Below are 21,318 nucleotides of genomic sequence, written 5' to 3'. Positions count from 1 at the left end.
ATTCTATAAGTAGCTAACGACGGCATGAAGAAAAACCGCGCTTTTTTAAAATGGGCTGGTGGTAAATACCCGCTGGTGGACGAGATACGTCGTCATCTGCCAGCGGGGGACTGCTTAATCGAGCCTTTCGTGGGTGCGGGTTCAGTATTCCTCAATACGGATTACGAGTCCTACATTCTCGCCGACATCAACAGCGATCTTATCAACCTGTATAACATCGTTAAGCAGCGCACCGATGATTTTGTGCGCGATGCCCGCATCCTGTTCACCGACGAATTCAACAACGCCGATCAGTTTTATCTGCTGCGCCAGGCGTTTAATGCGAGTAGCGAGCCTTACCAGCGCGCCCTGTTGTTTCTGTACCTGAACCGTCACTGTTACAACGGCCTCTGCCGGTATAATCTCAGCGGCGAATTTAACGTGCCGTTCGGGCGTTATAAAAAGCCCTACTTCCCAGAGGAAGAACTGTACTGGTTCGCGGAGAAATCAAGCAACGCCACTTTTGTCTGTGAACATTACCGCGATACCATGTTGAAAGCGACGCCGGGCGCTGTGGTGTATTGCGATCCGCCCTATGCGCCGCTTTCAGCGACGGCGAACTTTACGGCTTATCACACCAACAGCTTCAGCATTGCCGATCAGCAAGGCTTGGCGCAAATTGCGCACCAGCTGGCAGTGCAAAACCGGGTGCCGGTGCTGATATCCAACCATGATACCGAACTGACGCGCGACTGGTATCAGCATGCTTCGTTGTTTGTGGTGAAGGCGCGCCGCACCATCAGCCGCAATATACTTGGCCGCAGCAAAGTGAACGAACTTTTGGCGTTGTATCGGTAATCTGGATCACGATCCATGGCGGGGCACCGCCTGTAAAGCCCCGGCATAGACAACCTCAAACCCTATGTTTGGAGAAGCGGATGAAACAGTTTTTGATTGCCCCATCCATCCTGTCAGCGGACTTCGCCCGTTTAGGTGAGGACACCGCCAAGGTTCTGGCCGCCGGCGGCGATGTGGTGCACTTTGACGTGATGGACAATCACTACGTGCCAAATCTGACCATTGGCCCAATGGTGTGCCAGGCGCTGCGTGATTACGGCATTACCGCACCGATCGACGTGCATCTGATGGTGAAGCCGGTTGACCGTATCGTGCCGGATTTCGCCAAGGCCGGCGCCAGCTACATCTCCTTTCATCCCGAAGCCTCTGAGCATGTCGATCGTACCCTGCAACTGATTAAAGAACAGGGCTGCAAGGCCGGGCTGGTGTTCAACCCGGCCACTCCGTTAAGCTATCTGGATTATGTGATGGACAAGGTCGATGTGATCCTGCTGATGTCCGTTAACCCCGGCTTTGGCGGCCAGTCGTTTATCCCCGCCACGCTGGATAAGCTGCGCCAGGTGCGCAAGCTGATCGACGCCAGCGGCCGTGATATCCGCCTGGAAGTGGATGGCGGGGTGAAAGTGGAGAATATCGGCGCAATCGCGGCGGCGGGCGCGGATATGTTCGTTGCCGGCTCGGCGATTTTCGGCAAGCCGGACTATCGTGCCGTTATCGACCAAATGCGTAGCGAACTGGCGAAGGTGACCCATGGCTGATTTCAGCGCTGTTCGCGCTCTGGCTTTTGATCTTGATGGCACGCTGGTTGATAGCGTGCCGGGGCTGGCGGCGGCGCTCGATCGGGCTTTAGTGGAAATGGGCCTGCCGGCGGCCGGCGAAGCACGCGTGAGCACCTGGATCGGCAACGGTGCCGATATGCTGGTGCAACGTGCGCTGCACTGGGCCGGGGCTGAAGCTACCCCGGCCTTGTGCCGGCAAGCGCGCGGGCGGTTCGACCATTTCTACGCGCAAACCGTCGATAGCGGCAGCCGGCTGTTCCCGCAGGTGCGCGAAACGCTGACGCAGCTCGTCGCGCACGGTTACCCGTTGGCGCTGGTGACCAACAAGCCGACGCCGTTTGTGGCGCCGTTGCTGGCTGCCCTGGGGATTGCTGCCGATTTCACCCTGGTGATCGGCGCTGACGATGTGGTAGAGAAAAAACCGCACCCGGCGCCGCTGTATCTGGTGCTTGGCAAGTTGGGCCTGCGTACCCACGAGTTGCTGTTTGTTGGTGATTCACGTAATGATATTCAGGCGGCGCAGGCGGCGGGCTGCCCCTGCGTCGGTTTGACATACGGTTATAACTACGGTGAAGCGATTGCTTTAAGCCAGCCTGATCGGGTGCTGGAACGCTTTGCCGATTTGTTGCCCGCTCTTGGGCTGTCATCTTTAGAGAATCAGGAAATTTAAACATGAGTAAGCCCATCGTATTTAGCGGCGCGCAGCCGTCTGGCGAACTGACCATTGGCAACTACATGGGTGCGCTGCGTCAGTGGGTTCAGATGCAGGATGAATATGACTGCATCTACTGTATCGTCGATTTGCACGCGATCACCGTGCGTCAGGACGCAGAGAAGCTGCGCAAGGCCACGCTGGATACGCTGGCGTTGTATCTGGCCTGCGGTATCGATCCGCAAAAAAGCACGATCTTCGTGCAGTCGCACGTGCCGGAACATACCCAGCTGAGCTGGGTGTTGAACTGCTACACCTATTTTGGCGAGCTGAGCCGCATGACCCAGTTCAAGGATAAATCCGCCCGTTATGCGGAAAATATCAACGCCGGCCTGTTCGACTATCCGGTGCTGATGGCGGCGGATATTCTGCTGTATCAAACTAATCAGGTGCCGGTAGGCGAAGACCAGAAACAGCATCTGGAGCTGAGCCGTGATGTGGCTGGCCGCTTTAACGCCATCTACGGCGATATCTTCCGGGTGCCGGAGCCGTTTATTCCGAAATCCGGCGCGCGCGTGATGTCGCTGCAGGATCCGTCCAAGAAGATGTCCAAGTCGGACGATAACCGCAACAACGTGATCGGCCTGTTGGAAGATCCGAAAGCGGTGACCAAGAAAATCAAGCGGGCGATGACCGACTCCGACGAGCCGCCGGTCATTCGCTACGATCTGGCGAACAAAGCGGGGGTCTCCAACCTGTTGGATATTCTCTCCGGCGTAACCGGCAAAAGCATCCCTGAATTGGAAGCCGAGTTTGAAGGCCAAATGTATGGCCACCTGAAAGGCGCGGTTGCCGATGCGGTTTCCGGCATGCTGTCTGAGCTGCAGGAGCGCTATCACCGCTTCCGCAACGATGAAGCCTTCCTGCAGCAGGTGATGCGCGACGGCGCCGCTAAAGCCCGCGCACGCGCGCAGGAAACGCTGGCGCAGGTCTATCAGGCCGTGGGCTTTGTCGCGCACCCCTGATTCATCGCCGTAAGCGCCGGCAGGCATTGGCTTGCCGGCGTACCGTGTTTCCCCTGGCGCATTGCCCGCTTACAACACGCCCTGCCGTTGCGATAACGCATCCTCGTGAACCGTTTGCTGCAACTGCGCCTGGGTAGTAAACCAGTTCAGCTTGCTGCGCAGGCCTACCACGCTGCCGACAACGATCAGGCTGGGGCTGGCCGCCTGGCGTGCCAGGATGGCCAATTGGCCAAGTTGCCCCTCAATCACCCGCTGGCGGCAGGACGTGCCGTTTTCTACCAGCGCGACCGGCATGGTGGCGCTCATGCCGTGCGCCAACAACTGGCATTGAATTTTCTCCGCCTGCGTCAGCCCCATATAAAACACCAGCGTCTGCTGCTCTTTGGCGAGCGTGGCCCAGGCCAGGCTGCCGCCTGTTTTGGCATGCCCGGTGATCAGGCGCACGCTCTGGGCATGATCGCGATGGGTCAGCGGGATGCCGCTGTAAGCCGAGCAGCCCGAGGCGGCGGTAATGCCCGGCACCACGGAGAAGGGAACGTTGGCTGCCGCCAGCGCTTCCAGCTCTTCCCCGCCGCGGCCGAAGATAAACGGATCGCCGCCTTTCAGGCGCACCACGCGCTTGCCCGCCTGCGCCTGTGTAAGCAGGATCTGGTTAATTTGCTGCTGCGGCACGCAGTGGTGGCCGGCGCGCTTGCCGACAAAAATACGCTCGGCGTCGCGGCGCACCAGCGCCATGACGCCTTCTGACACCAGCCGATCGTAGACCACCACGTCGGCCTGTTGCAGTTCTTGCAACCCCTTGAGCGTCAACAGCCCGGCATCACCGGGCCCGGCGCCGACCAGCGTGACTTCCCCACGGGCCGCCAGCGGCTGGCTGAACAGCGCCTCGACCTGTCGGTTTACCTGGTCAGCGTCCTGATTGGCGAGCGCCTGCGCCAGCCGGTGGTGGGCAAACAGCTTTTCCCAAAAGCGGCGGCGGGCGCCAGGCTCGGCAAAATGCCGTTTCACCCGTTGGCGCAGCGCACCGCCGAGTGCCGCCAGCTTGCCCAGATGCTGTGGCAGCATGGCTTCCAGTTTTTCGCGCAGCAGGCGCGCCAGCACCGGTGCTTTGCCGCCGGAAGAAACGGCCACCATCAGCGGGGAGCGATCGATAATCGACGGCATGATAAAGCTGGCGCGTTTAGGGTCGTCCACCACGTTGCAGAAGATCCGCTGTTGGTTGGCGCACTGATAGACCAGTGCATTGACTTCAACCCGATTGGTAGCGGCGATCGCCAGCCACTTATCCGCCAGCAGCTCGGCATGGAAGGGGCCGCTGACCAGCGTTAACCGGCCCTGTGCCGCCCATGTGTGAAACTGCGGGCTAAAGGCGCAGGCGTTGACCGTCAGCGCCGCACCGGCGTCCAGCAGCAGGCGTGCTTTGCGTTCGGCAACCTCGCCGCCGCCCACCAGCAGGCAGGGCTTGTGTTGCAGTTGGCAGAAAATAGGCAGGTAGTCCATCGATTATCCTCGGGGTATTCAGTGCCAGGGGCATACGCGTCTATTCAGGCACGGCAGCCGGGTGGCCGCCATGCAGGTGTTATTACGCGGTTTGGCGGGTGGGGGCCTTTTCTGCCTGTGGGCGTTGGGCGTGCGGTGTGGCGTACCAGTAGCCCAATCCCATAAACACGGCGCCGGCCAGCGTATTGCCCAGCGTTACCCAGAGCAGGTTATGGCCGATGCCGCCGAGCGTGTAGGCATCGCTGTGGTGGCCGAACCAGGAGAGAGCAAACAGCGTCATGTTGGCAACGGAGTGTTCGTAGCCCGAGGCGATAAATGCCAGCAGGCACCACCAGATGGCCAGGAATTTGGCCGCGCCTTCTACGCGCAGCGCCATCCAGAGCGCCAGGCACACCAGCCAGTTGCACAGTGCGCCCTTGAAAAACAGCACGCTGGCCGGCGCGGTGGTTTTCGCCAGCGCCGCAGTGTGCAGCAGGCTGGTATCGACGGGCAGCAGGCTGCCGCCGCCGTAGTTATACAACAGTGCCACGAACACCGAGCCGATCAGGTTGCCGAGCCAGGTTTGCGGCAGTACGGCCCACATCTGGCCGGGGCGGATAGCGCCGGCCTTGACGCCGAAGGTCAGGAACATGGTGTGGCCGGTGAATAGCTCGGAGCCGGCGATCACCACCAGCGTCAGCGCGATGCCGAAGGTGGCTCCCATCACCAGCGGCCGCAGGGCCGGATCCAACAGATTGCCGAGGGTGAATATCAGGATGATAGCCAGGCCGACATAGGCCCCGGCCATGGCCGAACTGATCCAAAAGCCCAACGGGTTTTCTTTGGCCAGCTTAACGATGCGCGCCGCGTTGGCGGCGCATTTATTGATGGTGTCGGTGAACATACGTGATCCCAAAGGTTAATAATACAAAGGTTATGCGGCGATCTGCACCATGCCGTTGGCCACCCGGCTGGCAAAGCTGGGCACCGAACGGCTTTCATCCTCGAGACAAAAACCGTCATTCAGACGGAAATGCTGTTTTTTCAGTGGGCTGGCGACCCACAGTTCGCCCTGGTGTTCGGCGATCAGGCCGCGGGAAAGCACGCTGGCCTGGGCGAAGGGATCGATATTGCTGATGGCAAACACTTGCTCATCCGCCGTAGGGCGGAATATCGCCACCTGTTGGCTGCCAATCAGGGCGCAGACGCCGGTGCCGGGCAGGATGTCGGCGAGCGGGCAAACGGTAATCCACTGGCTCATGCGTTGTTCTCCTCGGTTGCAAGCCACTTCACGGGGATGCGCTCATCCGGGCGCGCCGGGCGGTGCTGTTCGCGCTCCGCGACCATCTGCACGTTGGGATCGCGTCGGCCGCTGTTGATAAAGTGGGCGAAACGCAACTGCGCCTGTGGGTGCTCGACGGTTTCTTTCCACTCGCAGCGGAAGGCGGCGCGCAGGGTGGTGATATCGGCTTCCAGCTGCGCGTTGATACCCAGCTTATCGTCGATGACGACGCTGCGTAGGTAGTCGATGCCGCCCTCCAGGTTGTCCAGCCAGACGGAGGTGCGTTGCAGCTTATCGGCGGTGCGGATATAAAACATCATGAAGCGGTCCAGATAGCGTACCAGGGTTTCGCGATCCAGATCGGCCGCCAGCAGATCGGCATGGCGTGGCTTCATGCCGCCGTTGCCGCATACGTAGAGGTTCCAGCCGTTTTCGGTCGCGATCACGCCAACGTCTTTGCCCTGCGCTTCGGCGCATTCGCGGGTGCAGCCGGAGACGCCAAACTTCATTTTGTGCGGCGTGCGGATGCCTTTGTAACGGTGTTCCAGCGCCACGCCAAAGCCGACGCTGTCGCCAACGCCATAGCGGCACCAGGTGCTGCCGACGCAGGTTTTCGCCATGCGCAGCGCTTTGGCGTAGGCATGGCCGGTTTCAAAGCCGGCGGCGATCAGTTTTTCCCAGATGGCCGGCAGATCGTCCTTTTGCGCGCCAAACATGGCGATACGCTGTGAGCCGGTGATCTTGGTGTACAGGCCGTATTCCTTGGCGATCTGCCCGATAGCCAGCAGCCCTTCCGGGGTGATTTCACCGCCGGCGGAGCGTGGGATCACCGAATAAGTACCGTCTTTCTGGATGTTGCCGAGGAAATTGTCGTTGGTATCCTGCAACGGCGTGAGCTGCGGGTTGAGCACATACTCATTCCAGCAGGATGCCAGCAGCGAGCCGACGGTGGGTTTACACACTTCGCAGCCGTAGCCGCTGCCGTATTTGGCCAGCAATTCTTCGAACGACTTGATGCCTTCCACACGGATCAGGTGGTACAGCTCCTGGCGCGAATAGGCGAAGTGTTCGCACAGGTGGTTGTTGACTTCAATGCCCTGTTTGCTTAGTTCGGCATTCAGCACTTGGGTAATCAGTGGGATGCAGCCGCCGCAGCCGGTGCCGGCTTTGGTTTGCGCCTTGATGGCGGCCACGGTATGGCAGCCCATGTTCACCGCGTTAATGATATCGCCCTTGCTGACGTCAAAGCAGGAACAGATTTGGGCGGTTTCCGGCAGGGAATCCACGCCGATGGCCGGCTTGCTGCCGGCGTGCGCCGGCAGGATCAGGCTGTCCGGGTGTTCCGGCAGTTCGATAGCATTCAGCGCCAGTTGCAACAGGTTGCCGTAGTCGCTGGTGTCGCCGACCAGCACCGCGCCGAGCAGGGTTTTATTGTCGGCGCTGACCACCAGCCGCTTGTAGACTTCCTGGCTTTCGTCGAGGTAGACATAGCTGCGCGCGCCTTCAGTGCGGCCGTGGGCGTCGCCGATGCCGCCGACGTCTACGCCCAGCAGCTTCAGTTTTGCGCTCATGTCGGCGCCTTCGAAGGCGTTTTCACGCCCCAGCAGATGATCGGCCACCACCTGCGCCATCTTGTAGCCCGGCGCCACCAGGCCGAAGGTGCGTTCGTTCCACGAGGCGCATTCGCCGATAGCGTAGACGTCTGGATCCGAGGTTTGGCATTGATCGTCGATCACGATGCCGCCGCGGCGTGCGGTGGCCAGCCCACACTGGTGCGCCAGCTTGTCCTGCGCGCGGATGCCGGTGGAGAAGACGATGAAATCGACTTCTAACGCCGTGCCGTCGGCAAACTGCATGGTTTTGCGCGCGTTCTGCCCGTGGTGGATGATTTCCTGGGTATTTTTACCGGTGTGTACTTTCACCCCCATGCGCTCAATCTTGCGGCGCAGCTGATCGCCGCCCATTGGATCGAGTTGTTCGGCCATCAACACCGGCGCAAATTCAATTACATGGGTTTCCACCCCCAGGCTTTTTAGCGCGCCAGCGGCTTCCAGCCCCAACAGGCCGCCGCCGACCACGGCGCCGCGTTGGCTACGGCGGGCGCAGGCTTCAATGGCGTTCAGATCTTCAATGGTACGGTATACAAAGCAGTCCTGGCCCTCCGATCCCTTAATCGGCGGCACCCACGGGTAAGAGCCGGTGGCGACGATCAGCTTGTCATAGAACACCGTGCGCCCGGTGTTTGAGTGTATGACCTTTTCGGTGCGGTTAATGGTGATGGCGCGTTCGCCCACCAGCACCGTCACCCCGTGTTTTTCATAAAAGCCTTCGCGCACCAGTGAAAGCTCTTCGGCGGTATGGTGAGAGAAATAGGAAGAAAGGTGCACGCGATCGTAAGCGACGCGCGGTTCTTCACAGAACACGGTAATCGCAAACTGGTCTTTGTCTGCTTTCTCTAACAGATCTTCGATAAACCGGTGGCCGACCATGCCATTGCCGATGACGGCAAGCTTGACTTTGCTCATTTTTGCCTCAATTTTTTCATTTTCTTGCCTTACCTTATTCTTCCCCGATAGCGGTTTATTGATACAAATCAAGCACGCTTCCATATACCTACAAGGTGTTATATGGATGATTTTAAAAGATATTTTATAAGTTGTGGTTTTTATTAAACTTTAGCTGAAACGTTGCAGTTAATGAGAAATACACGCATTTGGCGGAAAAGTGGGGCTGGTGTGGCGTGAGCCACTTTGTCAGCAGCCTATTGCCCCCGTATGATGGGGAAAAGGGTGTGGCAGAGCAGAGGTGAAAGGTGGCGAACAATCCCGTGAAGTTTATCGATAACCTGCGCCTGAGCGGGCATGAGGGGCTGTGGCAACTGGCGATTGATCAGGGGCGCATTGCCCACATTATCCCGCAGCCGGAAGGGCAGGAGTGGCGCAGCGACGTGCTGGACGCCGAAGGGGGCCTGGCGTTGCCGGCGTTTATCGAGCCGCACATTCACCTGGATACCACCCAGACCGCCGGGCAGCCGGCGTGGAACCAGTCCGGCACGCTGTTTGAAGGCATTGAACGCTGGGCGGAGCGCAAGGCGCAGTTAACCCATGAAGACGTTAAGCAGCGTGCCTGGCAAACGCTGAAATGGCAGATCGCCAACGGCGTGCAGTACGTACGCACCCACGTTGACGTATCCGATCCCTCTTTGACCGCGCTGCGCGCCATGCTGGAGGTGAAGCAGGAGGTGGAGCCCTGGGTCACGATGCAGATTGTCGCCTTCCCACAGGAGGGGATACTGTCATACCCCGACGGCGAGGCGCTCCTGGAAGAGGCGTTGCGGCTGGGCGCCGATGTGGTTGGCGCTATCCCGCACTTTGAATTTACGCGTGAATATGGTGTGGAATCGCTGCATAAGGCGTTTGCGCTGGCCGATAAATACCAGCGGCTGGTGGATGTGCATTGCGACGAGATCGACGATGAGCAGTCGCGTTTTGTCGAAACCGTTGCGGCGCTGGCTCTGAAGCTGGGGATGGGCGATAAGGTGACGGCCAGCCATACCACCGCGATGCATTCCTATAACGGCGCCTATACCTCGCGGTTGTTCCGGCTGTTGAAAATGTCCGGCATCAACTTTGTCGCCAACCCGCTGGTGAACATTCACCTGCAGGGGCGTTTTGACAGCTATCCGAAGCGGCGCGGCGTTACCCGGGTGAAAGAGATGCTGGACGCTGGCATTAACGTCTGCTTTGGCCACGACGATGTGTTCGATCCCTGGTATCCGCTCGGCACCGCCAACATGCTGCAGGTTCTGCACATGGGCCTACATATTTGCCAACTGATGGGCTACGGCCAGATTGACGACGGCCTGAAGCTTATCACCACCTACAGCGCGCGTACGCTGCATCTTGATGATTACGGGCTGGTGGCGGGCAACAGCGCCAACCTGGTGATCCTGCCGGCAGAGAGCGGTTTTGATGCGGTGCGGCGCCAAACGCCGGTGCGCTATTCGATTCGCCGCGGGGTCGTGATTGCCGAAACCCAGCCGGCGCAAACCACTCTGCACCTGGCACAGGATGAGCAGGTGGATTTCCGCCGCTAAGCAGGGCGGGTGCAAAAGGAAATAGCCGGTGGGGATAAAACAACAGGGCGCCAAGGCGCCCTGTTTCGTATGGCGATAAACCGCAATCAGCGGGTTACGTGGCCGTGGCTGCGGTGTTTGGTGACAAAGCCAAGCAGCAGGCACATCACGAATACCGCCAGATACAGGCCGTTGGCGGTCACCAGCGCGGCATGCGCTCCGCCTTGCGCCACGATCGGCCCGGTCACGATAAAGGTCAGCATAGTGCCGACGGTGCCACAGGTCAGAATAAAGTTGACCAGCTTCGGCGAGGAAACTTTGGTCTGCAGTGAACCCAGAGTAATCAGCGTGGTGTAGATCGCGCTGGAGATAAAGCCCAGGCCCATAATGAAGTAGCCCAGGTGTTCCGGGTTATCGGTGCTGACAAACAGGTACATGGCCGCCGTCGCCAGAGCCGCCAGCACGGTAACGATGCGCTGCAGATCGAAAAAGCGCAGGATAAAGCTGAACACCCACATGCCCACCATGTAAGAGGTCCAGAAATCGCTGACCAGCTTGCCGGCCTGGCCAATATCCATACCGAAGGCTTTAGTGGCGTATTCCGGCACCCATTGGATAAAGCCCAACTGGCCCAGGATGTAGCACAGCGCGGCGATCGCCAGGAACAGCACGCCGATGCCCCATTTTTCTTTGACCACCGGCTCGCCGCTGGCCGGGCTTTTGTTGCCCAACACCGGGAATTCGGAGCACAGCGTCAGGATAAAGATCGCCACATACAGCAGGCCGATGCAGGCGTAGACCCAATACCAGCCGATGTGGCGCGCCAGCAGCATGGCGGCTACGATCGGGAAAATCATCCCTGCCATACTGAAGAAGGAATCGGTGAACAGCAGGCGGGAGCCGCGCTGGCGGCCGGCATACATATGGGTAATCAGGAAGGTGCCGATCGACATAGTGATACCGCTAACCACGCCGAGCACAAACATGCACAAGGAGAACACGGCCAGGCTTTTACCGACCATCAGCCCGGCAACGGCCAACACCATCAGAATAAAGCCGAAGATGAGCTGGCGTTTCAACGGGATGATTTCCATCAGCCAAGCGTTCAGGAAGATAGCAATCAAGATGCCGGCGTTAAGGAAAGTAAAGGTATTACTCATGCTGGAAATCGGCAGATTAAAGTATTCTGCAATATTTCCCATCACCATCCCTGTGACGATAACTAAGGCACCGGTCAGCGCGTAAGAAAAAAAACTGATCCAGGTTAGCCGGATGCGATTGCTGTTATTCATTGACTATGAGCCCGATATGTCTGTTGAGGTTCAGAGCGCTGCCCAACAGACCTTTTATTACCGCAGCTCGGAAATATTAGCGCCTGTATGCACAACGCATACACAAAGCCCCGATGGGGGCTCCGCAATAAAATTACCGCAGCAAACAAGGCTATTGGAAGGCTCTTACAAACTGGCATTAAGGCCGCAGATTTTCCTCTGCCGACGGAAAATCTCCACACGACCCCCCAGGCTAGGAATCCTAACATAGCTAACCGTTTTTTTTGTGATTGCTATCTATTTTTTATGCAATAAGTCAGTAATTGGTAAATGTTTTTGTGATCTTGATCGGATCGCAATGTCGCCGGTCGCCGACGGATACGGCCTTAACACGCCGCCAGCGGTGGTCGCCCGGCCGAGTTGCGTGGGTGGCTGCGTAAATATAGGTAAATGGCTGGTACTCGCGGAAAGGGCACTTTAGAATCAATGCGCTTTCACGTTGTTTGTCTCTTAGAAGAAGGATCTGTGCATGTTCAAACGTACTTTAGTGACTCTTGTCGCCTTGTGTTCCCTGGTCGCAGCGGCGCCTGCTGCGCTGGCCGCCGATGAAACCCACGTGATGTTGACCACTTCGGCCGGGAATATCGAACTGGCGCTTGATGGCCAGAAAGCGCCGGTGTCGACCAAAAATTTCATCGACTACGTGAACAGCGGTTTTTATAACAACACTACATTCCACCGCGTTATCCCCGGCTTTATGATCCAGGGCGGCGGTTTTACCGCAGACATGCAACAGAAAAGCCCCAATGCGCCGATTAAAAACGAGGCGGACAATGGGCTGCGCAACCTGCGCGGCACTATCTCCATGGCGCGTACCGCGGATAAAGACAGCGCTACCAGCCAGTTCTTCCTGAACGTGGCGGATAACGCCTTTTTGGATCACGGCCAGCGTGACTTCGGCTATGCGGTGTTTGGGAAAGTGGTGAAAGGCATGGATGTGGTGGATAAAATCTCCCAGGTGCCGACCGGTAATGTCGGCCCTTACCAGAATGTGCCCAGCAAACCGGTCGTCATTCTGTCGGCGAAAGTGCTGCCGTAAGTTTTACCGCGCGCCGGCGCCCCGCCTGGGGGCCGGCCTGTGTTTTCCCTCCTTTCCGAAGCATTGTGTACATCACTTTTTTCTTCTGCACGGCATGGTTTAATGCGCGATGGGTAATCAGGTTGCTGATGGCGCTGCTATTATCTTTTATGGCGGCAGGCCATTGTGGCTGGCAACCCGGCGTTCATTGGCCTTCGTTCAGGATAAGCTGCAAAGATGTATGAATTTAATCAGGTGTTGCTGTTATTGCAGCAGATGTGCGTGTATCTCGTTATCGCCTACTTGTTAAGTAAAACACCCCTGTTTATTCCGCTGACCCAGGTCACCATCCGCCTGCCGCATAAGCTGCTGTGCTATGTGATCTTTTCGGTGTTCTGCATTATGGGCACCTATTTCGGCCTGCATATCCAGGATTCCATCGCCAATACCCGCGCCATCGGCGCCGTATTGGGCGGCTTGCTTGGCGGGCCCTCCGTGGGCTTCTTGGTGGGGCTGACCGGCGGGCTGCACCGCTATACGCTCGGCGGGATGACCGACGTCGCCTGTGCGGTTTCGACCATCACCGAAGGCCTGGTGGGCGGCATTGTGCACTGCATCGCCATGCGCCGCCGCCGTATCGATCTGTTATTCAATCCGCTTTTCGTTGCCGGGGTGGCGCTGGTGGCTGAAATGCTGCAGATGGCGATTATCCTCGCCATCGCCCGCCCATTCGGCGAGGCTTTGCGGCTGGTGGAATACATTGCGTTGCCGATGATGATCGCCAACACGCTGGGCGCGGCGATGTTTATGCAAATTCTGCTCGATCGCCGCGCGATGTTTGAGAAATACACCAGCGCGTTTTCTTCCAAAGCGTTGAAGATTGCCGAACTGACGGAGGGCATCTTGCGCCAGGGCTTCGATCAGGAAAACAGCATGAAGGTGGCGCGGGTGATCTACCAGGAACTGGGCATCGGCGCGGTGGCGATTACGGATCGCGAAAAGCTGTTGGCGTTTATTGGTATCGGCGACGATCACCATCTGCCGGGCACGCCGATCGCTTCGGCCCATTCTCATCACGCGATCGATCACAACCAGGTGGTCTATGCCGATGGGAATGAAGTGGCCTACTGCTGTTCGATCAACCCCAACTGCAAACTCGGCTCAACGCTGGTGATCCCGTTGCGCGGCGAGAACCAGCGGGTGATCGGCACCATCAAGCTGTACGAGCCAAAAAGCAAACTGTTCAGCACCATTAACCGCACGCTGGGGGAAGGGATAGCCAGCCTGCTTTCGGCGCAGATCATGGCCGGGCAATATGAGCGCCACAAACAGCTGCTGGCGCAGTCGGAAATCAAATTGCTGCATGCGCAGGTTAACCCACACTTTCTGTTTAACGCGCTGAATACGCTGGTGGCGGTCATTCGGCGTGACGGCGATCGCGCCTGCGAGTTGGTGCAGTATCTTTCCACGTTTTTCCGCAAGAATCTCAAACGCTCAGACGATGAAGTGAGCCTGGCGGATGAGCTGGAGCATGTGAACGCCTATTTGCAAATTGAAAAGGCGCGCTTTGCCGATCGGCTGGAGATCGCCGTTTCGCTGCCGCCAGAGCTGATGGCGGTGCGCCTGCCGGCATTCTCCCTGCAGCCGATCGTCGAGAATGCGATCAAGCACGGCACTTCGCATATGCTGGGGGTTGGCCGGATCGACATCGGCGCGCGCTGTGAAGCGGGGCACCTGTTGCTGCAGGTGACCGATAACGCCGGGTTATTCCAGCCGCAGCCGCACAGCCAGGGGTTGGGCATGAACCTGGTGGATAAGCGCATCCGCGTGCGCTACGGTGAGGGCTACGGTGTGCAGGTGGTGTGTGAACCGGAAGCATTTACCCGTATTACGCTCAATGTGCCGCTCGGCGAGCCGTTGATGGGGGCCGCATGACGTTGAACGTCCTGATTGTTGATGACGAACCTTCCGCCCGTGATAACCTGCGCCACCTGCTGGAAGAGCATGAGGGCATTACGGTGATTGGCGAATGCGCCAATGCCATTGAGGCGATCAGCGTGATCCACCGCCAGCAGCCGGACGTGGTGTTTCTCGATATCCAGATGCCCCGCATCAGCGGGCTGGAGATGGTCGGCATGCTTGATCCTAACCGTATGCCGTATATCGTGTTCCTTACCGCGTACGATGAATACGCGGTGCAGGCCTTTGAGGAACATGCGTTTGATTACCTGCTTAAGCCTGCCGAGCCGCAGCGGTTGAATAAAACGCTGCAGCGGCTGCAGCAAAGCCGTGCGCCGCAGGATATCGCCGCGCTGGAAGAGAGCGCCGGCTACCTGAAATATATCCCTTGTACCGGGCACAGCCGGATTTATCTGCTGCGTTTCGATGAAGTGATCGCCATTCGCTCGCGCCTGAGCGGCGTTTACGTGGTGCGCGACGACGGCATGGAGTGTTTCACCGAACTGACGCTGCGCACCCTGGAAAGCCGCACGCCTTTGGTGCGTTGCCACCGGCAATACCTGGTCAATCTGGAACAGGTGCGGGAAATTCGCTTCGAGGAAAGCGGCGCGGCGGAAATGATCATGGCGGTGGGGGAACCGGTACCGGTCAGCCGCCGCTACCTGAAATCGTTGAAGGAAGAGCTCGGGTTGCGCGGTTAGCCGCCCCATTTCCGTTGCCGAGTATGCCGTGCTTGACGGGCTTACGCTGCGCTTATAGCTTTATCGCATTCACCGGCGCATTTGCGCCCCGTTTGCGTTAAGGAACATGAAATGAGTGAAGCACGGATTATCGCCAAAGCGCTGCACGCCGGGAAGCCGGCGCAGGACTTGGCTATTTTACCCGCGTTGGCGAACCGCCACGGCTTGATCACCGGCGCCACCGGCACCGGTAAAACGGTCACGCTGCAAAGAATGGCCGAGCAGTTTTCCCGCATTGGCGTCCCGGTGTTCCTGGCGGACGTGAAAGGCGATCTGTCCGGCATCGGCGCCGCGGGCGAGCCTTCGGAAAAGCTGCAGGCGCGGCTTGCGGCGATCGGCGTAACCGACTGGCAGCCGCAGGCGTGCAACATCATTCCATGGGATATTTTTGGCGAAAAGGGCCACCCGATCCGCGCCACGGTATCCGATCTTGGCCCTCTGCTGTTGGGGCGGTTGCTGGATTTGAACGATATTCAGCAAGGCGTACTGCAACTGGTGTTCCGCATAGCCGATGACAACGGCCTGTTGCTGCTGGACATGAAAGATTTGCGCGCCATGGTGCAGTATGTCGGCGACAACGCCAAACAGTTCCAAACCCAGTACGGTAATATTTCCACTGCCTCTATCGGCGCCATCCAGCGTGGGCTGCTGGCGCTGGAAGATCAGGGTGCTAACCAGTTCTTCGGCGAGCCGATGCTGGATATCAACGATCTGATGCGTACCGACAGCAACGGCCACGGCCACGGCGTGATCAACCTGCTTGCGGCCGATAAGCTGATTAATCAGCCGAAACTGTATGCCATCTTCCTGCTGTGGCTGCTGGCGGAGCTGTTTGAACAACTGCCGGAAGTCGGCGATCCGGAACAGCCGAAGCTGGTGTTCTTCTTTGACGAAGCGCACCTGTTATTCAACGATGCGCCGGCAGCGCTGCTGAGCAAAATTGAACAGGTTGTGCGCCTGATCCGCTCCAAAGGCGTGGGCGTTTACTTCGTCACCCAAAACCCATTGGATATTCCAGACAGCGTGCTTGGCCAACTGGGCAACCGCGTGCAGCACGCGCTGCGTGCCTTTACCCCGCGCGATCAAAAAGCCGTGAAGGCGGCGGCACAAACCCTGCGCGCCAACCCGGCATTTGATGCGGAGACCGCGATTACCGAGCTGGGTGTGGGCGAAGCGCTGGTGTCTTTCCTGGATGAAAAAGGCCGGCCTAACGTGGTGGAGCGCGCCATGGTTATCGCGCCGGAATCGAAAATGGGGATGTTGGGCGCCGAGGGGTTGAACAGCGCCATCAATAAATCACCGCTGTACGGCCGCTATGAGGATATGGTGGATCGTGAGTCGGCCTATGAGAAGCTCTCTGCCGAAGGCTTTGCTACCGTGGGTAAACCGCAGCCCGGCCAGCCGGCGGCCAAACCGGCGCAGGAATCGGCCGGCGGGGGATTAATGGGGGGGCTGAACGAGATCCTGTTCGGTTCAACCGGCCCGCGCGGCGGCAAGCGTGACGGCATCGTGCAGACCGCCGCGAAAAGTATGGCGCGCGATCTGGGCCGCCAAATCCTGCGCGGCGTGCTGGGTTCAATCATGGGCGGCCGCAAAAAGTAAGCGCCGGCCCCGTCAGCGCAAGAAAACACCGTTATTTTTATATAAGTTGATTTGAGTATGTTGCTGCTGATCGATAACTACGACTCCTTTACCTATAATCTTTATCAGTATTTCTGCGAGCTGGGCGCCGAGGTGCTGGTCAAGCGCAACGACGAACTGCAACTGGCAGACATTGAACGCCTGGCTCCGCGGCAACTGGTGATATCCCCCGGCCCGTGCACGCCGAATGAGGCCGGCATTTCCCTGGCGGCGATCCGCCATTTTGCTGGCCGCTTGCCGATCCTCGGCGTTTGCCTGGGCCATCAGGCTTTGGGGCAGGCATTTGGCGCTAACGTCGTGCGCGCCCGCAACGTGATGCATGGCAAAACCTCCGCCATTTGCCACGGCGGCCGCGGCGTGTTTGCCGGCCTGAATAATCCGCTGACCGTAACCCGTTATCACTCACTGGTGCTGGAGGCCGCTACGTTGCCGGATTGCTTTGAGGTGACGGCCTGGAGTGAGCGCGCAGGTGTGCGCGATGAAATTATGGGGATCCGCCACCGCACGCTGCCGCTGGAAGGGGTACAATTCCATCCGGAGAGCATTCTTAGCGAGCAGGGGCATCAGCTTTTGGGCAATTTCCTTAAGAGTTAATCGGTTAGGTTTTTTTTACCCGCTTTTGACGATTTAGATTTGCCCTTGATTGGTTTTTTATGCATATTTTGTGATTATATTTTCACTTAATGGCAACGATAAATTCTTATTGCGTACAGGGTGGGGCCCAAGAATGACCGAAAAATCCACAGTCAGCCGTAGTACATTTGATCAGGTAATTTTGCCCGTTTATGCACCTGCACAGTTTGTGCCGGTGAAAGGGCAGGGCAGCCGCGTGTGGGATCAGCAAGGGAAAGAATATATTGATTTCTCTGGCGGTATTGCGGTGACGGCGCTTGGCCACTGCCACCCGGCGCTGGTTGCGGCGTTGAAAGAGCAGGGGGAAACCTTGTGGCACACCAGCAATGTGTTTACTAACGAGCCGGCGCTGCGCCTGGCCAGTAAGCTGATTGCGGCGACATTTGCCGATCGGGTATTTTTCGCCAACTCCGGGGCAGAAGCCAACGAAGCGGCGTTTAAACTGGCCCGGCATTACGCAATTACCCGCCACAGCCCGTACAAGACTAAAATCATCGCGTTCTATAACGCTTTCCACGGCCGCACACTGTTTACCGTTTCGGTCGGCGGCCAGGCGAAATACTCCGACGGCTTCGGGCCGAAGCCTGCCGACATTGTGCATGTGCCGTTCAACGATCTGGCCGCCGTGAAGGCGGTGATGGACGACCACACTTGTGCGGTGGTGATGGAACCCATCCAGGGCGAGGGCGGCATTATGCCGGTGGACGCTGCGTTCCTGAAAGGGGTGCGCGAGCTGTGCGATCGCCATCAGGCGCTGCTGGTGTTTGATGAAGTGCAAAGCGGCATGGGGCGCAGCGGCAAGCTGTTCGCCTATATGCACTATGGCGTAACGCCGGATATTCTGACCACCGCCAAAGCGTTGGGCGGCGGTTTCCCGGTCAGCGCCATGCTGACTACCGAGGAGATCGCTTCGGTGATGCACGTGGGCACCCATGGCACCACCTACGGCGGCAATCCGCTTGCCTGCGCGGTCGCTGAAGCGGCGCTGGACGTCATCAACACGCCAGAGGTGCTGAGCGGCATTGAACAGCGCCACGGCCTGTTTGTGCAGGCGCTACAACGGATTGGCGAGAAGTACGCGATTTTCTCCGAAGTGCGGGGGATGGGGCTGCTGATCGGCGCGGAACTGGTGCCGGGCTATCACGGCAAGGCGCGTGAGTTTTTGACTGCGGCGGCGGCGCGTGGGCTGATGATCCTTAACGCCGGGCCGGATGTGATCCGCTTTGCGCCTTCGCTGGTGGTGGAACTGGAGGATATCGACGCGGGGATGGCGCTGTTTGAACAAGCGGTGCAGGACGTGATAAACGCCTGAGCGCGTTAGCGCCGTCAAAATAAACGCCCCGTGGCCAACCGGCCACGGGGCGTTTGCTATTTACTGGCGCCCCGCGTGTGATTAACGCGTGCCGTAAACCACGATGGTTTTGCCGTGGGCAGAGATGAGGTTTTGATCTTCCAGCATTTTCAGAATACGGCCGACGGTTTCGCGTGAGCAACCGACAATCTGGCCGATCTCCTGACGGGTAATTTTGATTTGCATGCCGTCTGGGTGAGTCATGGCATCCGGTTGTTTCGCCAGGTTTAGTAGGGTTTGTGCGATACGCCCGGTAACGTCAAGGAAAGCAAGGTTGCCCACTTTCTCTGAAGTAACCTGCAGACGGCTTGCCATCTGCGCAGACAGGCGCATCAGGATATCCGGGTTCACCTGAATCAACTGGCGGAATTTCTTGTAGGAAATTTCAGCCACTTCACAGGCGGTTTTCGCCCTTACCCAGGCGCTGCGCTCCTGGCCTTCTTCAAATAACCCAAGTTCCCCGATAAAGTCCCCCTGGTTGAGGTAGGAGAGGATCATCTCTTTACCTTCTTCGTCTTTAATCAGCACCGCGACGGAGCCTTTAACGATGTAGTAAAGCGTTTCGGCTTTTTCACCTTGGTGAATCAGCGTACTTTTGGATGGATATTTGTGGATATGGCAATGAGACAGGAACCATTCGAGAGTCGGGTCTGTTTGCGGTTTGCCGAGAACCATTCGCTGTTATCCTCTGTTGTAATCGCTGCCTTGTGTCACAGGGATCAGAGTTCCCTGTAAAACATGTGTTAGCCCACGTGCGCGTGGTGGCTATCAACAGGTTTTGAGGCGTGCCATAAAATACGCTACTGCTTTAGCATATTGACTTGCCGGAAATGCTGCAAGCTACATTCTGTTAACATACCACGTCAGGCACCTTTCCTCGAACGTTTCCCTGGAGCCTGCTCATTGGAAAGGGGATTTTCAGACTGAGCCCTGCCATTAATCGTGGAGCCGGCAAAAAGACAACATACTGCCGCAAAGCCCGCGATTGCCGCCGCATTCACGCGCAATGATAGGATACAGTCTAGTGTGGTTTTAGCACAGAGTGAGGCCAGTGTCTTGTGTTGTCTCGCTTCAGCATGATTCACGTCAGGTTCCGTTGCCAGTTTTATTGCGAAAGCGTAGTCTGGGCTGCATAAACCAAGCGGAGTAACGAGTATGCAGGCAAGAATCAAGTGGGTGGAAGGTTTGACGTTCCTGGGCGAATCCGCCTCCGGCCATCAGGTGCTGCTGGACGGCAACGCCGGGGAAAAAGCGCCGAGCCCAATGGAAATGGTGTTGATGTCTGTCGGCGGGTGCAGCGCGATTGACGTGGTTTCGATTCTGCAAAAGGGCCGTAACGATGTGCGCGATTGTGAGGTAAAACTGACCTCAGAGCGCCGCGCGGAGGCGCCGCGCATATTTACCCATATCAACCTGCATTTTATTGTTACCGGTAAAGGGCTTACCGGTAACGTTGTTGAACGTGCGGTGAATCTGTCGGCGGAAAAATATTGCTCGGTATCGCTGATGCTCGGTAAGGCCGCCAGCGTCACCCACAGCTTTGAAATCCGCGCGCTGGAGTGACGCCCAACGTATTACTCGATTTTTTTCCCTTCCAGCAGGCGCAGCACCAGCGGCGCCATAATCAATTCCATCGCCAGCCCCATTTTTCCGCCAGGCACCACCAGCGTATTGATATGCGAAATAAATGAGCCTTGCAGCATCGCCAGCAGATAGGGGTAGTCGATCTGTTCCAACCCGCGGAAATGGATCACTACAAAGCTTTCATCCAGCGACGGGATCGCTTTGGCGGCGAACGGGTTGGAGGTGTCCACCGTCGGCACCCGCTGGAAGTTGATATGGGTGCGTGAAAACTGGGGCGTGATGTAGTTGATGTAGTCTTCCATCGAGCGAACCACGGAATCCATCACCGCTTCGCGTGAATGGCCGCGCTCGCCGGTATCGCGGATCAGTTTCTGGATCCACTCCAGATTGACGATCGGCACCACCCCCACCAGCAAGTCGACATGCCTGGCGACGTCATGATGGTCGGCGACAACGCCACCGTGCAACCCTTCATAGAACAGCACGTCGGTGGGTTCCGGCAGGGGCTCCCAAGGGGTGAAAGTGCCTGGCACCTGGTTGTAGGGCACTGCTTCGTCGTAGGTGTGCAGGTATTTGCGCGAACGGCCGGTGCCGCGTTTGCCGTATTCAATGAAACTTTGTTCCAGCAGGCCGAAATCGTTGGCTTCCGGACCGAAGTAGCTGATGTGGCGGCCAAGATCGCGTGCTTTGCGGATCGCGGCGTCCATCTCCGGCCGGGTATAGCGGTGGAAGCTGTCGCCTTCCAGCTCGGCGGCGCGGATATTCAACTGCTGGAATATTTTGCGAAACGCCACGCTGGTGGTTGTGGTGCCGGCGCCGCTGGAGCCGGTCACCGCAATGACAGGATGTTTAGCTGACATAAATACCGTTCCCCGTGAGAAATCTGGCGATGTGGCCGTGCCCCGCCTTCAGGCTGTCGCCACAGCCTAGCA

At 58.0% G+C, this 21,318-nt stretch carries 19 protein-coding genes; 12 read left to right on the top strand and 7 right to left on the bottom strand.

From position 1 onward, the window contains the following. Positions 1–24 precede the first annotated feature (24 nt). The 4 genes from dam to trpS all read left to right on the top strand — a co-directional run bounded on the left by dam (position 25) and on the right by trpS (position 3,293). Positions 25–837 (top strand): adenine-specific DNA-methyltransferase, encoded by an 813-nt coding sequence (gene dam / locus AC559G_RS00295; protein WP_438597895.1) that lies wholly within the window; start codon positions 25–27, stop codon positions 835–837. Positions 838–917: 80 nt separating this feature from the next. After that, positions 918–1,595 carry a ribulose-phosphate 3-epimerase gene (rpe, locus tag AC559G_RS00290; RefSeq protein WP_095846753.1) on the top strand — a complete coding sequence of 226 codons (678 nt, stop codon included), beginning with the start codon at positions 918–920 and terminating at the stop codon, positions 1,593–1,595. Then, complete coding sequence (locus AC559G_RS00285; protein WP_438597896.1) at positions 1,588–2,286, top strand: phosphoglycolate phosphatase; 699 nt, start codon at positions 1,588–1,590, stop codon at positions 2,284–2,286. The genes rpe and AC559G_RS00285 overlap by 8 nt, the downstream gene beginning before the upstream one ends. Positions 2,287–2,288: 2 nt before the next feature. Continuing rightward, positions 2,289–3,293, top strand: a complete 1,005-nt coding sequence (trpS, locus tag AC559G_RS00280) for a tryptophan--tRNA ligase (protein ID WP_462614701.1) — start codon at positions 2,289–2,291, stop codon at positions 3,291–3,293. 69 nt (positions 3,294–3,362) lie between these two features. On the opposite strand, the gene cysG is transcribed toward trpS, so the two are convergent. From cysG to nirB, 4 genes are all read right to left on the bottom strand, one after another. Continuing rightward, a complete protein-coding gene (gene cysG, locus AC559G_RS00275; RefSeq protein WP_498910392.1) occupies positions 3,363–4,793 on the bottom strand; it encodes a siroheme synthase family protein in 1,431 nt (476 codons plus the stop codon). Positions 4,794–4,875: 82 nt separating this feature from the next. Continuing rightward, positions 4,876–5,676, bottom strand: a complete 801-nt coding sequence (nirC, locus tag AC559G_RS00270; RefSeq protein ID WP_498910390.1) for a nitrite transporter NirC — start codon at positions 5,674–5,676, stop codon at positions 4,876–4,878. A gap of 30 nt (positions 5,677–5,706) precedes the next feature. Further along, on the bottom strand, positions 5,707–6,033 hold the full coding sequence (gene nirD, locus AC559G_RS00265; RefSeq protein ID WP_498910388.1) for a nitrite reductase small subunit NirD: 327 nt from the start codon (positions 6,031–6,033) through the stop codon (positions 5,707–5,709). Next, a complete protein-coding gene (nirB, locus tag AC559G_RS00260) occupies positions 6,030–8,579 on the bottom strand; it encodes a nitrite reductase large subunit NirB (protein ID WP_498910386.1) in 2,550 nt (849 codons plus the stop codon). Before nirB ends, nirD begins: the two co-directional genes overlap by 4 nt. Before the next feature lie 302 nt (positions 8,580–8,881). On the opposite strand from nirB, the gene AC559G_RS00255 reads away from it, so the two are divergent. Then, on the top strand, positions 8,882–10,150 hold the full coding sequence (locus AC559G_RS00255; protein WP_498910540.1) for a cytosine deaminase: 1,269 nt from the start codon (positions 8,882–8,884) through the stop codon (positions 10,148–10,150). 86 nt (positions 10,151–10,236) lie between these two features. Here AC559G_RS00255 and tsgA read toward each other — a convergent pair whose 3' ends face one another. After that, a complete protein-coding gene (gene tsgA, locus AC559G_RS00250) occupies positions 10,237–11,421 on the bottom strand; it encodes an MFS transporter (RefSeq protein ID WP_498910384.1) in 1,185 nt (394 codons plus the stop codon). A gap of 508 nt (positions 11,422–11,929) precedes the next feature. On the opposite strand from tsgA, the gene ppiA reads away from it, so the two are divergent. The 6 genes from ppiA to argD all read left to right on the top strand — a co-directional run bounded on the left by ppiA (position 11,930) and on the right by argD (position 18,763). Next, positions 11,930–12,499, top strand: a complete 570-nt coding sequence (gene ppiA / locus AC559G_RS00245) for a peptidylprolyl isomerase A (RefSeq protein ID WP_498910383.1) — start codon at positions 11,930–11,932, stop codon at positions 12,497–12,499. Positions 12,500–12,715: 216 nt separating this feature from the next. Continuing rightward, a complete protein-coding gene (locus AC559G_RS00240; protein WP_498910381.1) occupies positions 12,716–14,413 on the top strand; it encodes a LytS/YhcK type 5TM receptor domain-containing protein in 1,698 nt (565 codons plus the stop codon). Then, entirely contained in the window at positions 14,410–15,138 is a 729-nt protein-coding gene (btsR, locus tag AC559G_RS00235; protein ID WP_279026181.1) for a two-component system response regulator BtsR, read from the top strand. The genes AC559G_RS00240 and btsR overlap by 4 nt, the downstream gene beginning before the upstream one ends. 111 nt (positions 15,139–15,249) lie before the next feature. Continuing rightward, positions 15,250–16,779: a P-loop NTPase family protein gene (locus AC559G_RS00230; RefSeq protein ID WP_498910378.1), complete on the top strand. Its 1,530-nt coding sequence runs from the start codon at positions 15,250–15,252 to the stop codon at positions 16,777–16,779. A gap of 57 nt (positions 16,780–16,836) precedes the next feature. Further along, positions 16,837–17,412, top strand: a complete 576-nt coding sequence (locus tag AC559G_RS00225) for an aminodeoxychorismate synthase component II (RefSeq protein ID WP_498910376.1) — start codon at positions 16,837–16,839, stop codon at positions 17,410–17,412. Between the two features lie 133 nt (positions 17,413–17,545). Then, positions 17,546–18,763 (top strand): bifunctional acetylornithine/succinyldiaminopimelate transaminase, encoded by a 1,218-nt coding sequence (gene argD / locus AC559G_RS00220; RefSeq protein WP_416261177.1) that lies wholly within the window; start codon positions 17,546–17,548, stop codon positions 18,761–18,763. A gap of 81 nt (positions 18,764–18,844) precedes the next feature. On the opposite strand, the gene crp is transcribed toward argD, so the two are convergent. Next, positions 18,845–19,477 (bottom strand): cAMP-activated global transcriptional regulator CRP, encoded by a 633-nt coding sequence (gene crp, locus AC559G_RS00215; protein ID WP_004090925.1) that lies wholly within the window; start codon positions 19,475–19,477, stop codon positions 18,845–18,847. A 480-nt stretch (positions 19,478–19,957) separates the two neighbouring features. Here crp and AC559G_RS00210 point away from each other — a divergent pair, with 480 nt between their 5' ends. Next, the gene (locus AC559G_RS00210; RefSeq protein WP_498910373.1) at positions 19,958–20,365 is read left to right on the top strand and encodes an OsmC family protein; all 408 of its coding nucleotides are present in this window, start codon (positions 19,958–19,960) and stop codon (positions 20,363–20,365) included. A gap of 11 nt (positions 20,366–20,376) precedes the next feature. On the opposite strand, the gene AC559G_RS00205 is transcribed toward AC559G_RS00210, so the two are convergent. Beyond that, complete coding sequence (locus AC559G_RS00205) at positions 20,377–21,246, bottom strand: phosphoribulokinase (RefSeq protein WP_498910371.1); 870 nt, start codon at positions 21,244–21,246, stop codon at positions 20,377–20,379. Positions 21,247–21,318 lie beyond the last annotated feature (72 nt).

The organism is Gibbsiella greigii (genome assembly GCF_039540155.1).
GTDB lineage: Bacteria > Pseudomonadota > Gammaproteobacteria > Enterobacterales > Enterobacteriaceae > Gibbsiella > Gibbsiella quercinecans.
The sequence above is the reverse complement of the archived record's forward strand: the minus strand, read 5'-3'. Positions and strand labels throughout refer to the sequence as shown.

Excerpts from the sequence above, each read along its gene's own strand:
- AC559G_RS00285 (WP_438597896.1), top strand. The coding sequence starts at position 1,588 with ATGGCTGATTTCAGCGCTGTTCGCGCTCTGGCTTTTGATCTTGATGGC.
- AC559G_RS00230 (WP_498910378.1), top strand. The coding sequence starts at position 15,250 with ATGAGTGAAGCACGGATTATCGCCAAAGCGCTGCACGCCGGGAAGCCG.
- rpe (WP_095846753.1), top strand. The coding sequence starts at position 918 with ATGAAACAGTTTTTGATTGCCCCATCCATCCTGTCAGCGGACTTCGCC.
- dam (WP_438597895.1), top strand. The coding sequence starts at position 25 with ATGAAGAAAAACCGCGCTTTTTTAAAATGGGCTGGTGGTAAATACCCG.
- nirD (WP_498910388.1), bottom strand. The coding sequence starts at position 6,033 with ATGAGCCAGTGGATTACCGTTTGCCCGCTCGCCGACATCCTGCCCGGC.
- AC559G_RS00210 (WP_498910373.1), top strand. The coding sequence starts at position 19,958 with ATGCAGGCAAGAATCAAGTGGGTGGAAGGTTTGACGTTCCTGGGCGAA.
- argD (WP_416261177.1), top strand. The coding sequence starts at position 17,546 with ATGACCGAAAAATCCACAGTCAGCCGTAGTACATTTGATCAGGTAATT.
- tsgA (WP_498910384.1), bottom strand. The coding sequence starts at position 11,421 with ATGAATAACAGCAATCGCATCCGGCTAACCTGGATCAGTTTTTTTTCT.
- AC559G_RS00240 (WP_498910381.1), top strand. The coding sequence starts at position 12,716 with ATGTATGAATTTAATCAGGTGTTGCTGTTATTGCAGCAGATGTGCGTG.
- nirB (WP_498910386.1), bottom strand. The coding sequence starts at position 8,579 with ATGAGCAAAGTCAAGCTTGCCGTCATCGGCAATGGCATGGTCGGCCAC.
- nirC (WP_498910390.1), bottom strand. The coding sequence starts at position 5,676 with ATGTTCACCGACACCATCAATAAATGCGCCGCCAACGCGGCGCGCATC.
- AC559G_RS00205 (WP_498910371.1), bottom strand. The coding sequence starts at position 21,246 with ATGTCAGCTAAACATCCTGTCATTGCGGTGACCGGCTCCAGCGGCGCC.
- AC559G_RS00225 (WP_498910376.1), top strand. The coding sequence starts at position 16,837 with ATGTTGCTGCTGATCGATAACTACGACTCCTTTACCTATAATCTTTAT.
- trpS (WP_462614701.1), top strand. The coding sequence starts at position 2,289 with ATGAGTAAGCCCATCGTATTTAGCGGCGCGCAGCCGTCTGGCGAACTG.
- ppiA (WP_498910383.1), top strand. The coding sequence starts at position 11,930 with ATGTTCAAACGTACTTTAGTGACTCTTGTCGCCTTGTGTTCCCTGGTC.
- crp (WP_004090925.1), bottom strand. The coding sequence starts at position 19,477 with ATGGTTCTCGGCAAACCGCAAACAGACCCGACTCTCGAATGGTTCCTG.
- cysG (WP_498910392.1), bottom strand. The coding sequence starts at position 4,793 with ATGGACTACCTGCCTATTTTCTGCCAACTGCAACACAAGCCCTGCCTG.
- btsR (WP_279026181.1), top strand. The coding sequence starts at position 14,410 with ATGACGTTGAACGTCCTGATTGTTGATGACGAACCTTCCGCCCGTGAT.